Source organism: Nocardia arseniciresistens (assembly GCF_046764875.1).
Lineage (GTDB): Bacteria > Actinomycetota > Actinomycetes > Mycobacteriales > Mycobacteriaceae > Nocardia > Nocardia arseniciresistens.
The window spans coordinates 58,149-72,147 of record NZ_JBKORD010000005.1; the positions used below are offsets into that span (position 1 = coordinate 58,149).

Consider the following 13,999-nt stretch of genomic DNA (forward strand, 5'->3'; position numbering starts at 1 on the left):
TACGGTGCTGCGCCTACTACGGTGCTGTGCTTTTATGACGGGCTTTCATAACGGCTCTTCATGACGCTGTGCCTACTACTGTGCTGTGCCTTTTGACGGCTGTGCCTTGACGTTTTATGGCGTGGGTGTGCGCGTCAGGACCCGCTGATGGCTGGGGCGACCCCGGCCGGGCGGCCCGCCTCCAGGCGCGCCTTCACCTCGAACGCCATGTTCCTGCCCGCCACCCGGCGCGCCCGATTGGCGGCGAGTAGGTCGCGCGCCGAGCTCCGGTTCGCCGACCAGGGTTCGGCATGCAGGAAGTAGTGCAGGATCACTCCGTCCAGCGAGGGCTGTAACCATACTTCCATGGTTCCGGTCAGCCCGCCGGTCACCGACCAGCGAATTCCCTTGTCGCCCCGGTCTTCTCGTACCTCCAGGGTGAGGTCGGGCCACCAGTTGCGCCAATTGTTCGGGGCAGACACGACCTCGGCCACCGCGGCCCCTTCGGCGGCGACGAAGGTCTGATCTGCGACCTGGATGCTGCTCACCTGGCTGAGCGTAATGGATGGCTGAACGTCGCCATCCGGTGCGTTGTTCATCGAAGCAGGTGGCGAAGTCGAGCGCCGAGGCTGTCCCAGCGCCACTGCTGCTCGACCCAGGCGCGGCCCTGGGCGCCCATCTCGGCGGCGGCGTCGCGATCGGACAGTATGCCGACGATGGCCTCGGCGATCTCCGGCGGCTTGCGTCCGTCGACCACTCGACCGGTCTTCCCTTCCAACACGGTCTCCGGCGCGCCACCCGAACGGCCCGCGACCACAGGAACACCCGTGGCGGAAGCCTCCAGGTACACGATGCCGAGCCCCTCGACATCGAGCCCGGCGCCACGGGTCCGGCACGGCATCGCGAAAACATCGGCGATGGTGTGATGCGCTGCCAGTTCCGCCGACGGCACCCGCCCGGTGAACACCACATTCTCGGCGACACCGAGAGCAGTCGCGAGCCCGCGCAGCTTCTCCTCGTGCGGTCCGCCGCCCGCGACTACCAGCACGGCGCCGGGAATGCGCTCGCGGATCTCGTGCATCGCGATGATCAGCACGTCCTGGCCCTTACGGGGAACCAGGCGCGACAGGCACAGAATCGTCGGCCGATCACCGAGCCCATAACGATCGCGCAGCTCCGCGCGCGCCGCTGGATCAGGACGGAACACCTCGGTATCCACCCCCGGCGGCAAATACTCCAGTGCCGCGTTCGCGCCGAACGCGGAAGCGAACCGACCACGCGTGTATCGGCTGACATAGGTGACCACGTCGGTGTGCTCACCGATCTGCCGCAGCGCCTGCCTGGCACCCGGCAGCATCGACCAACCGACCTCATGGCCATGTGTACTCGCCAGAATGCGCTCTGCCCCCGCCCGCCGCAGCACCGGCGACATCAACGCCAACGGCGCGGCAGCACCGAACCAGACGGTGTCACAGTTCTCGCTACGCAATAACCGCGCCGCCCGCCGCATCACCAGCGGCGTCGGCAACATCAACGTGGTCGGATGGCGGACCACTTGAAACTTCTGCTGGGCATCGAATTTCAGATGACTGTCCCCGCGCCACCTCGGCGCGTAGACAACCAGATCATCCGCCGGCAACTGACCGGCCAACGCTTGCAGATATGACTGGATACCACCTGGCCGAGGCGGGAAATCATTGGTAACCAGCAGAGTTCGAGCCATGCGCAATAACCTACTGTGTTTGTTTTGCAGCGCCTGCGGCTGTGTCTTTTTGGCGACGCCTTCGGCGTCGCGTGTTCGCGGCCCCCTTGGTCTCGCTTCCGAGCAGTCGAGACTCGCGCCTTCGGCGCATGCGCTTCGACTGCTCGGAAGCGAGACGGGCCGCGAACTCTAGGGCTCGGTCTCGCTTCGCTCGGAATACGGGGTCGTGCCTAGTGGGCGCTTTGGTGGGGATGCTTGTGACTTTGTTGTGTGCCGCTTCGGCTGGGTGTGAGCTGTTGGTCGAGGTCATGGCAGCGCGGGGGGCAGCGATGGTGTTGTGTCGGAGTGGGCGTGTTGGTGGCAGTGCTTGTGACTTTGTTGTTCGCTTCTGCTGTGTGCCAGTTGCTCGCCGAGGTCAGGCGGTGCGAGGGCTCAGCCAGGCGCGCCAGTCGGCGATGAGGTCTGCTCGGGTGGTTTGTAGGACTTCCTGGAGGATTCGGTCCTCGGAGGTGGGGTCCTGTTTGCTTGCCGCGATGCGGCGGTAGAGGGCTACCAGGTGGGGTTCGTCGTATCTGTCGGCGATGAAGGCGCAGATCGTCCAGGCTTGTTCGTAGGCGAGGACGGCTGATTTGCCGGTGAATTCCGCGGCGGAGGGGAGATCGGTGGGGAGCTCGCCGGTGCGGACTCGAGCGGTGACGGTTGGGGCCACGTCGAGGAAGCTGTGGGGCTGGGCGCGGTGGGCGGTGTATTCGGCGAAGCCCTCCAGCATCCAGGGGGGAGCGCCGTCCACGGTAACGGCGCGGGTGGCGACGTGGGTGAGTTCGTGGCGCAGCAGGGTGCGCAGACCGTCGGGGGAGAGACGGCGGCCTGCGTCGGGGCTGAAAACCACGCGCTGGGCGGTCGGCTGGGTGCCAGGAGCGAACGGTTCTGCGATGGAGGCGGCGGCGACGTCGGAGGGCATATCGACCGAATGCAGCAGCGCGGCGAACTCCGCGGGCGCGGATGCCACGGCTACCAGCGTGGACTGAGCCCAGTCCGGTCCCCACAGTTCGGTGACAGCTGAGGTTGCCGCACCGAGTTCACTTGCGAGGACGTCGATTTCGCTGCGCTGGGCCGGATGTCCGACGACAACCGACTCGTGCCCCGCCCCCGTCGCGACCACACGAGTGACGAGTTGGCCGAAGGGTTCGATGGTGCGGCGTACCTGTGCCAGTCGTGGATCGCCCGCTTGGGCCTGGCCGAGGCTCTCGGCGTTCGCCTGTTGGGTGGCGCGAAGTTTCGGCAGTATCGGGTTCGGCACCATGAGTAACCCGACACAGGTGCCGGTCAGCAGCATCACCATCGCGACAGTGAGTACGAACTGGAATCGCCGCCGCGCCGATAACCAGGCGCGGATCTGCCGGACGGTGCTCATAGCGACTTAGTATCGCCGAGCGGAGTGATACGGCGTCGAGGACATGGGTGCCACGGCTACCGGGACACCGAAAGTGGAGGCGTGCAACATGAGCCCGTTGCCCGCGTAGATGCCGACATGGGAGATGTCGGAGTAGAAGAACACGACGTCGCCGGGCTGTAGATCGTCCTTGTCGACCGGCGTGCCGTAGTTGGCCTGCTGCGAACTGGTCCGAGGCACAGTCTTGCCGACCTGTTTGAAGGCCCACTGCACCAAGCCGGAGCAGTCGAACTGGCCAGGACCGGTCGCGCCCCACACGTAGGGGTCGCCGATGCGGGTGAGTCCCGCTGCGAGAGCGCTTGTTCCGCTACCCGGCACGAGGCCCTGCAACAGACTGTCGCGGTCGAAGCCGGGCGGGAAGGGGGAGCCGGCCAGCGCGGTCTTGTCCTTGGCCGAAAGCGTGCCCCACGCCGAGACCACCTGTGCGATGGCGCCGGAAAGGCCGGCGCGCTTGCTTTCCAGTTCGGCGCGCACCTGGTCGGCCCTGGTCGCGGCGGCGCGGGCTTTGTTGTCGGCGGCGCGGGCGGCAGATTCGGCCGCGGTGGCGGCGTTGGTTGCCGACTTGAAGAGGTTCATCTGATCAGAGGTCTTGGTCGAGAGCACATCGAGCGTGGACATCTGGTCGAGCAGTTGCTGAGGCGAGTTGCTGGTCAGCACGGCGAACAGCCGGTTGGTACGTGCGCCCTGATAGGCAGCGATCACGGTGCGGTCGACGACCGGCTGGAACTTGCGTACCTCTTCGCGCGCATGATCGGCGACCTCGGTGCTCTCGGCCAGTTCGACGTCGGCCTCATGCTGGAGGACGAGTTTGGCGTCGAGATCGGTCTGCACGTCCAGTGCCTGCTGGTTGAGCTGCTCGGACTGCCTGGACAGGTCGACCATCCGCTGCACGGCCTCACCGGCCGTGGTCGGCAGGGCGGCCGGATCGGCTCCGGCCGGGCTGCCGCCGTAGAGCGTTGCGGCCAGGACTCCCGCCGCGAATGCCCCTCCCACCAGACGTTTTGCGCTTTGTCTCCGGTGTTGTGCCACAGCCCGCGGTGCCCCGTTCTCTCATCAAGCGCTCGGACGCAGTTCCTCAGTGCGCGCATTGCCCCCGTGAGCTGCGAGAACGTAGGTTCTCTTTCTCGCAACCCCGGAAGGTCTCATTTAGGTTACGGAACGGCGTGTGTCTATGTCCAGTAGGGCACGAAATGATCACGCTCACCGTCCCGCGGCCCTGCTGTGTCGAAGGGGGCGAGTGGCTCAGAAGCGGCGCGCTCCGGCGGTCGGCATCGACGAGATGGGGGCGATCATCACCGGGGTGCCGGAGGTCGAAGCGTGGATCACGTTGCCGTCTCCCGCGTACATGCCCGAGTGGCCGCCGCCGTAGAACGACACCACGTCGCCCGGCCGCAGGTCCTCCATCGAGACCGGGGTGCCCGCGTTGAGCTGGGCGCCGCTGGTGCGGGGCAGCTCCAGGCCCGCCTGCTGGTAAGACCACTTGACCAGACCCGAGCAGTCGAAGGCGTTCGGGCCCGCGGCGCCGTAGACGTACGGCGAACCGAGCTTGGTCATCGCGGCGTCGAGCGCGACCTCGCCAACAGTCTTGATGGGCGCCATGAACGGCAGCTGCCCGGGCGGGATGCCGAGCTGGATGCCTGGGATGTCGGCCGGGATCGGGATCTCGTTGGGAACCTCGAAGGTTCCGATGCCGGGGATGGTCACCGGCTGAGCCGCCGCGGGGGCGGCCGGAAGCAGCAACGCGCCGATGGTGGCAGCGCCGACGGCTCCGGCGGCAACGGCACGCTGCGCCTGTCGCTTTACGGTGTTGTTCGCCATGATGCGGTACTCCGAATCTGCCCCACGACGCCGTACCCGGTGGTGCGGCGGACTTCGTTTCACCAGCCCTGCTGTGCGGCGGAACTCCGTGAGGTCTCGAAAAGGTTACGAACTCATCACGGGGGTTTGTAAAGTCGGACGCATCCGAAATGCCGGTACTCAACAAAAATTCGGCGCATTAATTGCGAGATAAGTCACAGCAATCACGAAACGATAACTACTGGCGATTATCGATGAGCTTTCGAGTCGTCACACGGCGCGTCGCACATGCTGTCTCAGCCAGCCGAAACGGTCCCTTTTCGGGCATTTTCCAAGGTCGTAACCGTCATGCCAGCTGCGATAGCGACTTGATACCGAGCGGGCGATCGGCGACGCCGCGACACGCGGTAGTACCCCTTCGGTGCCGGGTCGGCATGATCGGACGCGCCCGGCCGATTGATGCAATTCCGCTAATGCTGTGATCTGGGTCACTTTTGCGAATTGAAGATCAAATAGCGGGTACGAGATCGGGAAATTCGTGGATAAATACGGACACTTCTCGTCGGCCCTCGCGCTGCGTTCCTGTCGGACCCGAGCCATAGGCTGCACGCCGTGCCCGACCCCGTACCGCGCCAGGCCGCCGCAAAACAGCTGGCCTTCGATGAGCTCGATACGCCGCTCTACGACACCACCTTCGTGGTCGTCGACCTGGAGACCACCGGGACCAGCCCGGACGGTGACGCGATCACCGAGATCGGTGCGGTCAAGGTCCGCGGCGGGGAGGTGCTCGGCGAATTCGCCACTCTGGTCAACCCCGGTCAGGAGATTCCGCCCGCGATCGTGCATATCACCGGGATCACCACCGCCATGGTCTACGAAGCGCCGAGGATCGAGGCGGTGCTGCCCGGTTTTCTGGAGTTCGCGGCGGGCGCGGTCCTCGTCGCACACAATGCGCGGTTCGATATGGGCTTCCTGCGCGCCGCCGCCGCCCGCGCCGAGACACCGTGGCCCGCGGCGCCGGTGCTGTGCACAGTGAAGCTGGCAAGGCGGGTGCTCACCCGCGACGAGGCGCCCTCGGTCCGGCTCGGCCTGCTCGCGCCGCTGCTCGGTGCGGCCACCCAGCCGACGCACCGTGCCCTCGACGACGCACGGGCCACCGTCGACGTCCTGCACGCGCTGATCGCCCGCGTCGGCAATCAGGGGGTGCACAGTCTCACCGAACTTCTCGACTACCTGCCGGGGGTGACCTCCGGGCAGCGCGCCAAGCGGGTGATCGCCACCGACTTGCCCGGCAGCCCCGGCGTCTACCTGTTCCGGGGCCCTTCCGACGAGGTGCTCTACATCGGCACCGCGGTGAACCTGCGTCGCCGGGTCCGCAACTACTTCACCGGTTCCGAGACCAGGGGCCGGATGAAGGAGATGGTGTCGCTTGCCACCCGTGTCGACCACGTGGTGTGCGCGCACCCATTGGAGGCGGGAGTACGTGAGCTGCGACTGCTCGTCGCGCACGCGCCGCCTTACAACCGGCGCTCGAAATTTCCCAAGCGCGCCTGGTGGATCACATTGACCGACGAGCCATTCCCGCGCTTCGCGATCGTCCGGACACCGAACCGTAATGCACTGGGCCCCTTCAACTCTCGGATGGACGCCACCGAGGTCGCGGTCACCGTGGCGGAGTTCACCGCCCTGCGCACCTGCACCACCCGGTTATCGGGTGCCGATCACCACGCTTGCCCGCCCGCGGTCGTCGGCGGTTGCCCGGCCGCGGCTGCCACCGGAATCCCTATATATAGAGAGGAATACGCGGCCGCGTCCGCAACTGTCCGCGCACTGTTCGCGGGCCACTCCGACCTGCCGTTGCGCGCGATGCTCGACAGTATCGAAAACTATTCGCGTGCAGAACATTTCGAAGCGGCGGCCCGGATGCGCGATCGGGTGGTCGCGGTCGTGCGCGCGTTGCACCGCACCCAGCGCCTCGCCGCCGTCGCCCGTATCGCCGAATTGATTGTCGCGCACCCGGACGGCGCGGGCGGCTGGGAATTCTCGGTAATCCGCTACGGCCGCCTCGCAGGTGCGGGAAACGCGGCGCGGGGTGTATCACCGATGCACGTTGTCGAACAGATAGCCGCCGCGTCGGAAACCGTCATGCCGGTCGGCGGAGATGCCGATGCCCCTGCACTGCGTGGTGCGTCGCCGGAAGAAGTAGCGCTCGTCGCGCGCTGGCTGCGGAGGCCCGGGATCCGGATCGTGCGCACTACCGACGGCTACGGTGAGCCCGCCTACGGTGCGGGTCGCTGGATGGGCTGGGTGAAACTGGCCGATGCCGCGGCACACGCCAGACTCCCAGGGGAGGAGTATGTCGAGACATTAGGCTGACATCCATGATTACCGCGATCGTCATGATCAACGCCGAGAACGCCCGTATCCCGGAGACGGCGCAAGCGTTGGCCGATACCGAGGGCGTCGCCGAGGTCTACTCCTGTGCGGGCGACGTAGACCTGATCGCGATCGTGCGGGTGCGCGATCACGAGCAGATCGCCGAGGTGGTGACCAACCGGATCGACAAAACGCCGGGTGTCGCGCGCACCACCACCCATATCTCGTTCAAGTCCTACTCCAGCGCGGACATGGAGGCAGGCTTCTCGCTGGGGGAGTGAGCTCGCGAGGTGAGCTCAGCCGATCTGAATCGAGGACCCGCTCGACGCACGGGCCTCACCCGGTGCGAGGACCGCGGTCACATCGCCCCTGCAGCTCGAACCGATGAAGATGGTCACGGTGCGGTTGGTGTGGTTCTCGAGCACAAGCGGCCCCGTCCCGGCGCCGAACTGCATGCAGCCGGACGGCTCGCGGTACACGGTGTTGTTGACGACCAGCGTCCCCCGCGCCGCGAAGGCGGCCGGTGCGGCCGCGAGCATCCCGGCCGCCGCTAATACGACCGGCACCGCGTAAACGCCCCGCTTCATATGTCTGCTCCTCGCAAGTCGGGCCGGGCGGCGCCCGCCCGACGCCGAACTGGGGCGGGGCGCCGGTTTGCGCCGTCACTGTAACTGTCGATGGCACAACGTGACTGACGACATGCGAAGCGAAACATAGTTGTCACCATGGTCATATTCGGGTAACGGTCCGGTCCGGCTCAGCTGTCGCCGAGGGTGGTGGTCAGCTTCGACCACCGGTCGAGCAGCGCGGCGGACTTACCCGCGTCGACAGCCGCGGCGGCCCGTTCGATACCGACGACCAGCGCGTCGTGCACATCGGCGTCGGGATCACCGACGCCCTGGGAAAAATCGTAGGCCACGATGGCCGCGGCAGAGTTCACCAGTACGGCATCGCGGACGGCGCCGGGGGAGCCCGCGAACACGTCGCGGGCAACGCCTGCGTTGACCTCGGCATCGCCACCGCGCAGCGCGTCCAGGTCCACCCTGGGAATGCCGAGACGGGCCGGGTCGATCGTCGTCTCCCGCAGCCGTCCGCCCGAGACGATCCAGACGTCGGTGGTGTCGGAGGTGGTGATCTCGTCCAGGCCGTCGTTGCCGCGGACCACCAGGGCGCTCGCGCCGCGCTCGGCGAACACGCCCGCGATGACCGGCAACAGGTCCGGGAAGGCGCAGCCGACCAATCCGGCACGTGGCTGCGCTGGATTGGTGAGCGGGCCGAGCACGTTGAAAACGGTGGGGATGCCTATTTCTTTACGTGCGGGTCCCGCGAAGCGCAATGCGGGATGAAACAGCGGCGCGAAGCAGAACCCGATGCCGACCTCGCGCACGCACTGGGCGACCGCCTCCGGCCCGAGCGTCAGCCGTACTCCGAGCGCCTCCAGCACGTCGGCACCACCGCTCTTGGACGACGCCGCCCGATTGCCATGCTTGACCACCGGAACACCGGCCGAGGCCACCACGACCGCGGACATCGTGGAGATATTCACCGAGCCGGACCGATCACCGCCGGTCCCGACGATGTCCACCGCGTCTCCATCGATGTGGACATGGCGTGCGTGCGCGAGCATGCCGGAGGCCATGCCCGACAGCTCGGCGGGTGTCGGGCCCTTGATCTTCATGGCGACACCGAACGCGGCGATCTGTGCCTGCGTCGCATTGTCGGTGAAGATCTCGTTGATCACCCACGCCGTGTCGTCCGCGGCCAAGTCGCCACCATCGGCGAGGGTCCCGAGCACCTGGGGCCAGCTGCGCATGTCCACTTCTCCCGTCACACTGGTTCGCTCACCAGCTTGTCGCCATGCAGCTTAATGGGCCAGGCCTTTCTTTCTGTCCTCGTCTCAGCTTCTACTTACCGTCGCCTGCCAGACTCGCTGCACGCAACGCCTCCTGCCCTCGGCAACCACCTCGTTGCCGACCCTGGAAGCGCGGACCCGGGGCCGATGGGCGGCGGACACACCACACCGCAGGCATATCGAGCCGAAGACTTCCTGGTCGAGAGCCTGTCTGTCCGTGCGTTTTCGACCCGGGTGGACAAGTTCCGTACCCGGGTACTTGTGTCGTACTACGACGAGTCATACTTACCCCCGTGACGACCGCAGTAGGGACCCCAGGATCGGCCATTACTCAGCGTGTGCATTCGCTGAACCGGCCCAACATGGTGAGCGTCGGTACCATCATCTGGCTGTCCAGCGAGCTGATGTTCTTTGCCGGGCTCTTCGCGATGTATTTCGTCGCGCGCGCCCAGGCCCACGGTGTGTGGCCGCCGGAGCCGACCGAGCTGAATCTGAAGCTCGCAGTGCCGGTCACGGCCGTGCTCGTCGCTTCGTCGTTCACCTGCCAGATGGGTGTGTTCGCGGCGGAGAAGGGCGATGTGTTCGGGCTGCGCCGCTGGTATGTGATCACTCTGATCATGGGCGCCATGTTCGTGGCAGGTCAGGGCTCCGAGTATTACGCCCTCGTCGGCGAGGGCACCTCGATCTCGAGCAGTGCCTACGGCTCGGTTTTCTACATCACCACCGGTTTCCACGGCTTGCACGTCATCGGCGGTCTGATCGCGTTCGTTTTCCTGCTGTTCCGCACCAAGGTCAGTAAGTTCACCCCGGCGCAGGCCACCGCCGCGATCGTCGTTTCGTACTACTGGCACTTCGTCGACATCGTCTGGATCGCGCTGTTCGCCACGATCTACTTCGTCCGCTGAGCCCGCCGCTGTGCGTCCGCGGACGTTTCAGCGACAGCCCCCAACCTTGTACAAGTCGGTTCCGTCTACTCCAAAGGGACACAGATGAGTTCATCTCCCCCGTCAGCGCCAGAGCCCGTCGGCCCCGATAGCGGCCAGGCCAGTAAGACGCGTAAGCAGCGCCGTGCCCGCCGTCGTATCGCGGGTGGACTCGCGCTCCTGGTTGGTCTGGTCGGAGCCGGCTTCCTCGCCTCGGTCTTCACGCCGGACCCACAGGTGGCTACCGCGCACGAGGACCAGTCCGCGCTGATCCGCGACGGCAAGCAACTGTACGAAACCTCATGCATCACCTGCCACGGCGCGAACCTGCAGGGCGTTGAGGACCGCGGCCCGAGCCTCATCGGTGTCGGCGAAGCCGCCGTCTATTTCCAGGTGTCCTCCGGCCGCATGCCGATGGCGCGTAACGAGGCCCAGGCGCAGCGCAAGCCACCGAAGTTCGATGAGCACCAGACCGACGCGCTGATGGCGTACGTGGCGGCCAATGGTGGCGGCCCGAGCGTGGTGCGTGAGGCCAACGGCGAGCTCGCGCAGGAATCGCTGCGCGGCCCGGACATTGCCCGCGGTAGCGAGCTGTTCCGGATGAACTGCGCGTCCTGCCACAACTTCACCGGCAAGGGCGGCGCGCTGTCCTCCGGTAAGTTCGCGCCGGCGCTGGAGCCCGCCACCGAGCAGCAGATCTACGCGGCCATGATGACCGGCCCGCAGAACATGCCGAAGTTTTCCGACCGGCAGTTGACGCCGGAAGAGAAGCGCGACATCGTCGCCTATGTCAAGAACGCCACCGAAGAGCGCGACCCGGGCGGGTACGGCCTCGGCGGCCTCGGCCCCGCGACCGAGGCCCTTGCCATCTGGGTGATCGGCATCGGGCTCGTCGTCGGCGCCGCGATGTGGATCGGATCCCGGTCATGAGCACGTCAGGCCCGGAGGCGGCAGCTAGCGCTAGCGACTGCTTGCAGGTCGCTCGAAAGAGGCAGCGTCACCACGCAGGGGCCGGGATCATGACCCAAAGGATGCAGCCATGACGGATAAGGAGCCAAACGACGTGGGTCGGCCGGATGAGGGCGCCGACAGCATCGAGCTGTCGAAAGATGAGGCCGTGACCAATCACGCCGGTGCAACCTCGGATCACCGCACGGTGAACCTGAACCCCACCGAGGAAGAGCTCGACGCGATGTCGCGCGACGAGCTGGTCGAGCTCGGTACCGCGCGCGACGGCGTTGATGTCGCCTACCGGCGCGAGCGGTTCCCGATTCCGGGCACCCGTGCCGAGAAGCGGGCCGAGCGCCAGGTCTCGTTCTGGTTCGCCGTCTCCGGAATCGCCGCTGCGGCGCTCATCGGTGTGTTCCTGTTCTGGCCTTGGGAGTACAAGGGCAAGGACGAGGACGGCAACGCCGCCTACTCGCTGTTCACGCCGCTGGTCGGCCTGAGCTTCGGTATCGCGGTGCTGGTCATCGGCGTCGCGGTGGTGCTGATCCGCAAGAAGTTCATCCCCGCCGAGCTGTCCATCCAGGACCGCCACGACGGCAGGTCGCCCGAGGTCGAGCGCCGCACCCTGGTCGCCGAGCTCAGCGACGCGCTGGAGACTTCGACACTCGGTCGCCGCAAGATGATCACTCGCACGGCAGGTGCCGGTGTCGGTGTGCTCGGTATCGGCGCGCTGCTTGTCTTCGTCGGCGGTTTGGTCAAGAACCCGTGGGCCAAGGGCGACAAGTCGCCGCTGTGGGTCTCGGGCTGGACCCCGGACTTCCCCGGCGAGACCATCTACATCCGCCGCGACACCGGTCGCCCGGACGACATCGTGCTGGTGCGCCCCGAGGACATGGACGCGGGCGCTATGGAGACGGTGTTCCCGTGGAAGGAGAAGTGGCGCGGTGACGAGCACGCGACGCTTCAGTCGCTGCGCGGTATCCGCAACGCCGTCATGATGATTCGGCTGCGCACCGAAGACGCGCAGAAGGCCGTCAAGCGCAGGGGCCAGGAGAGCTTCAACTTCGGCGACTACTTCGCCTACTCGAAGATCTGCACCCACCTCGGCTGCCCGACCTCGCTGTTCGAGTCGCAGACCAACAAGATCCTCTGCCCCTGCCACCAGTCGCAGTTCTTGGCGACCGAATGGGGTAAGCCGGTCTTCGGTCCCGCCGCTCGCGCGCTGCCGCAGCTGCCGATCACCGTCAATTCCGAGGGCTTCCTTGTCGCCAACGGCGACTTCATCGAGCCGCTCGGCCCGGCCTACTGGGAGCGTCGTTCATGAGTAAGGCAGTAGCCCAAGCGAACGCGGCGGACGAGCGGTACCAGGGTGCCGCGTTCATGAAGCGGTCGATCAACAAGGTCTTCCCGACCCACTGGTCGTTCCTGCTCGGTGAGATCGCGCTCTACAGCTTCATCATTCTGCTGCTGTCGGGCGTCTATCTGTCGCTGTTCTTCGATCCGTCGATGACCGAGGTCGTCTACAACGGCGCCTATCAGCCGCTGCGTGGTGTGACCATGTCGCGCGCCTACGAGACCGCGCTCAACATCTCCTTCGAGGTGCGTGGTGGTCTGTTCGTCCGCCAGGTCCACCATTGGGCGGCACTGCTTTTCGCGGCGTCGATCATCGTGCACCTGTTCCGCATCTTCTTCACCGGCGCGTTCCGCAAGCCGCGTGAGGCGAACTGGGTCATCGGTTGCCTGCTGCTGATCCTGGCGATGTTCGAGGGCTTCTTCGGGTACTCGCTGCCCGATGATCTGCTCTCGGGTACCGGCTTGCGGGCCGCGTTCGGCGGTATCACGATGAGTATCCCGATCGCGGGCACCTGGATGCACTGGTTGATCTTCGGCGGGGACTTCCCCGGCACGATCATCATCCCGCGTCTGTTCATCGCGCATGTGCTGCTGTTCCCCGGCATCATGCTCGCGCTGATCGCCGCGCACGTCGCACTGGTCTGGTACCAGAAGCACACCCAGTTCCCCGGGCCGGGCCGCACCGAGAACAACGTGGTCGGCGCGCGCATCGTGCCGGTGTTCGCCGCGGATCAGGGCGCGTTCTTCGCCTTCACCCTCGGCATCGTCGGCCTCATGGGCGGTCTGCTGCAGATCAACCCGATCTGGAACCTGGGGCCCTACAACCCCTCGCAGGTCTCCGCTGGTTCGCAGCCCGACTTCTACATGATGTGGACAGACGGCCTCGCCCGTCTCATGCCGCCGTGGGAGCTCTACCTGGGTCGCTACACCATCCCGGCCGTGTTCTGGGTCGCGCTGATCATGGGTCTCGTGTTCACGGTGCTGATCATCTACCCGTGGATCGAGAAGCGCCTCACCGGCGACATCGTCCGCCACAACCTGCTACAGCGGCCGCGGGATGTGCCGGTGCGCACCGCGATCGGTGCGATGTCGATCGCGTTCTACGTCGTGCTGACGCTCTCGTGCGTCAACGACATCGTGGCGCTGAAGTTCGATATCTCGTTGAACGCCACCACGTGGATGGGCCGTATCGGTCTGCTGATCGTCCCGCCGATCGCGTACTTCGTCGCCTACCGCTTCTGCCTCGGCCTGCAGCGCGCCGATCGGGCGGTGCTCGAGCACGGTATCGAGACCGGCGTGATCAAGCGGCTGCCGCACGGTGAATACATCGAGGTGCACCAGCCGCTCGGGCCGGTCGACGACCACGGCCACCCGATCCCGCTGGAGTACCAGGGCGCGACGGTCCCGAAGAAGATGAGCAAGCTGGGTTGGGCGGGCAAGCCCGGCACCGGCAGCTTCCTGCGCGCGGACCCATGGCAGGAAAGCGAGCAGTCCTTCGAGATCGAGCACGCGGAGGAGCACAAGCAGCTCGCCGTACTGCAGAAGGCTCAGGAGAAGGAAAACGGTCACGGCGGCGAGCACAGCCACTGACCACTGCACACACACGAAGGCCCCGA

Annotated in this window: 13 protein-coding genes; 6 read left to right on the plus strand and 7 right to left on the minus strand. The window is 66.1% G+C overall.

Going from position 1 to position 13,999, the window contains the following annotated elements:
* Positions 1–134: 134 nt before the first annotated feature.
* The 5 genes from ACLMAJ_RS10220 to ACLMAJ_RS10240 all read right to left on the minus strand — a co-directional run bounded on the left by ACLMAJ_RS10220 (position 135) and on the right by ACLMAJ_RS10240 (position 4,952).
* On the minus strand, positions 135–527 hold the full coding sequence (locus ACLMAJ_RS10220; RefSeq protein ID WP_412013336.1) for a polyketide cyclase / dehydrase and lipid transport: 393 nt from the start codon (positions 525–527) through the stop codon (positions 135–137).
* A gap of 47 nt (positions 528–574) precedes the next feature.
* Positions 575–1,702: a glycosyltransferase family 4 protein gene (locus ACLMAJ_RS10225; protein ID WP_412013337.1), complete on the minus strand. Its 1,128-nt coding sequence runs from the start codon at positions 1,700–1,702 to the stop codon at positions 575–577.
* A gap of 394 nt (positions 1,703–2,096) precedes the next feature.
* Positions 2,097–3,095, minus strand: coding sequence for a hypothetical protein (locus ACLMAJ_RS10230; protein ID WP_412013338.1), 999 nt, complete (start codon positions 3,093–3,095; stop codon positions 2,097–2,099).
* A 6-nt stretch (positions 3,096–3,101) separates the two neighbouring features.
* Positions 3,102–4,127, minus strand: a complete 1,026-nt coding sequence (locus ACLMAJ_RS10235; RefSeq protein ID WP_412013339.1) for an NlpC/P60 family protein — start codon at positions 4,125–4,127, stop codon at positions 3,102–3,104.
* 249 nt (positions 4,128–4,376) lie between these two features.
* On the minus strand, positions 4,377–4,952 hold the full coding sequence (locus ACLMAJ_RS10240; RefSeq protein WP_412013340.1) for a C40 family peptidase: 576 nt from the start codon (positions 4,950–4,952) through the stop codon (positions 4,377–4,379).
* Between the two features lie 591 nt (positions 4,953–5,543).
* On the opposite strand from ACLMAJ_RS10240, the gene ACLMAJ_RS10245 reads away from it, so the two are divergent.
* Both ACLMAJ_RS10245 and ACLMAJ_RS10250 read left to right on the plus strand, forming a co-directional pair.
* A complete protein-coding gene (locus ACLMAJ_RS10245; protein ID WP_412013341.1) occupies positions 5,544–7,307 on the plus strand; it encodes a DEDD exonuclease domain-containing protein in 1,764 nt (587 codons plus the stop codon).
* Between the two features lie 5 nt (positions 7,308–7,312).
* On the plus strand, positions 7,313–7,588 hold the full coding sequence (locus ACLMAJ_RS10250; RefSeq protein ID WP_412013342.1) for an Lrp/AsnC family transcriptional regulator: 276 nt from the start codon (positions 7,313–7,315) through the stop codon (positions 7,586–7,588).
* A gap of 15 nt (positions 7,589–7,603) precedes the next feature.
* Here the strand turns inward: ACLMAJ_RS10250 and ACLMAJ_RS10255 are convergent, their stop codons facing one another.
* The gene (locus tag ACLMAJ_RS10255; RefSeq protein ID WP_412013343.1) at positions 7,604–7,894 is read right to left on the minus strand and encodes a hypothetical protein; all 291 of its coding nucleotides are present in this window, start codon (positions 7,892–7,894) and stop codon (positions 7,604–7,606) included.
* A gap of 170 nt (positions 7,895–8,064) precedes the next feature.
* Entirely contained in the window at positions 8,065–9,120 is a 1,056-nt protein-coding gene (gene trpD, locus ACLMAJ_RS10260; RefSeq protein ID WP_412013344.1) for an anthranilate phosphoribosyltransferase, read from the minus strand.
* 332 nt (positions 9,121–9,452) lie between these two features.
* On the opposite strand from trpD, the gene ctaE reads away from it, so the two are divergent.
* From ctaE to qcrB, 4 genes are all read left to right on the plus strand, one after another.
* Entirely contained in the window at positions 9,453–10,064 is a 612-nt protein-coding gene (gene ctaE / locus ACLMAJ_RS10265) for an aa3-type cytochrome oxidase subunit III (protein WP_412013345.1), read from the plus strand.
* Between the two features lie 84 nt (positions 10,065–10,148).
* Positions 10,149–11,012: a cytochrome bc1 complex diheme cytochrome c subunit gene (gene qcrC / locus ACLMAJ_RS10270; protein ID WP_412013346.1), complete on the plus strand. Its 864-nt coding sequence runs from the start codon at positions 10,149–10,151 to the stop codon at positions 11,010–11,012.
* A gap of 109 nt (positions 11,013–11,121) precedes the next feature.
* On the plus strand, positions 11,122–12,354 hold the full coding sequence (qcrA, locus tag ACLMAJ_RS10275) for a cytochrome bc1 complex Rieske iron-sulfur subunit (protein WP_412013347.1): 1,233 nt from the start codon (positions 11,122–11,124) through the stop codon (positions 12,352–12,354).
* Positions 12,351–13,973, plus strand: coding sequence for a cytochrome bc1 complex cytochrome b subunit (qcrB, locus tag ACLMAJ_RS10280; RefSeq protein ID WP_412013348.1), 1,623 nt, complete (start codon positions 12,351–12,353; stop codon positions 13,971–13,973). Before qcrA ends, qcrB begins: the two co-directional genes overlap by 4 nt.
* Positions 13,974–13,999 lie beyond the last annotated feature (26 nt).

What these genes read in the sequence shown, in the direction of transcription:
- ACLMAJ_RS10225 (WP_412013337.1), bottom strand. Translation starts at nt 1,702, where the DNA reads ATGGCTCGAACTCTGCTGGTTACCAATGATTTCCCGCCTCGGCCAGGT.
- ACLMAJ_RS10230 (WP_412013338.1), bottom strand. Translation starts at nt 3,095, where the DNA reads ATGAGCACCGTCCGGCAGATCCGCGCCTGGTTATCGGCGCGGCGGCGA.
- ACLMAJ_RS10240 (WP_412013340.1), bottom strand. Translation starts at nt 4,952, where the DNA reads ATGGCGAACAACACCGTAAAGCGACAGGCGCAGCGTGCCGTTGCCGCC.
- ACLMAJ_RS10250 (WP_412013342.1), top strand. Translation starts at nt 7,313, where the DNA reads ATGATTACCGCGATCGTCATGATCAACGCCGAGAACGCCCGTATCCCG.
- ACLMAJ_RS10255 (WP_412013343.1), bottom strand. Translation starts at nt 7,894, where the DNA reads ATGAAGCGGGGCGTTTACGCGGTGCCGGTCGTATTAGCGGCGGCCGGG.
- trpD (WP_412013344.1), bottom strand. Translation starts at nt 9,120, where the DNA reads ATGCGCAGCTGGCCCCAGGTGCTCGGGACCCTCGCCGATGGTGGCGAC.
- qcrC (WP_412013346.1), top strand. Translation starts at nt 10,149, where the DNA reads ATGAGTTCATCTCCCCCGTCAGCGCCAGAGCCCGTCGGCCCCGATAGC.
- qcrA (WP_412013347.1), top strand. Translation starts at nt 11,122, where the DNA reads ATGACGGATAAGGAGCCAAACGACGTGGGTCGGCCGGATGAGGGCGCC.
- qcrB (WP_412013348.1), top strand. Translation starts at nt 12,351, where the DNA reads ATGAGTAAGGCAGTAGCCCAAGCGAACGCGGCGGACGAGCGGTACCAG.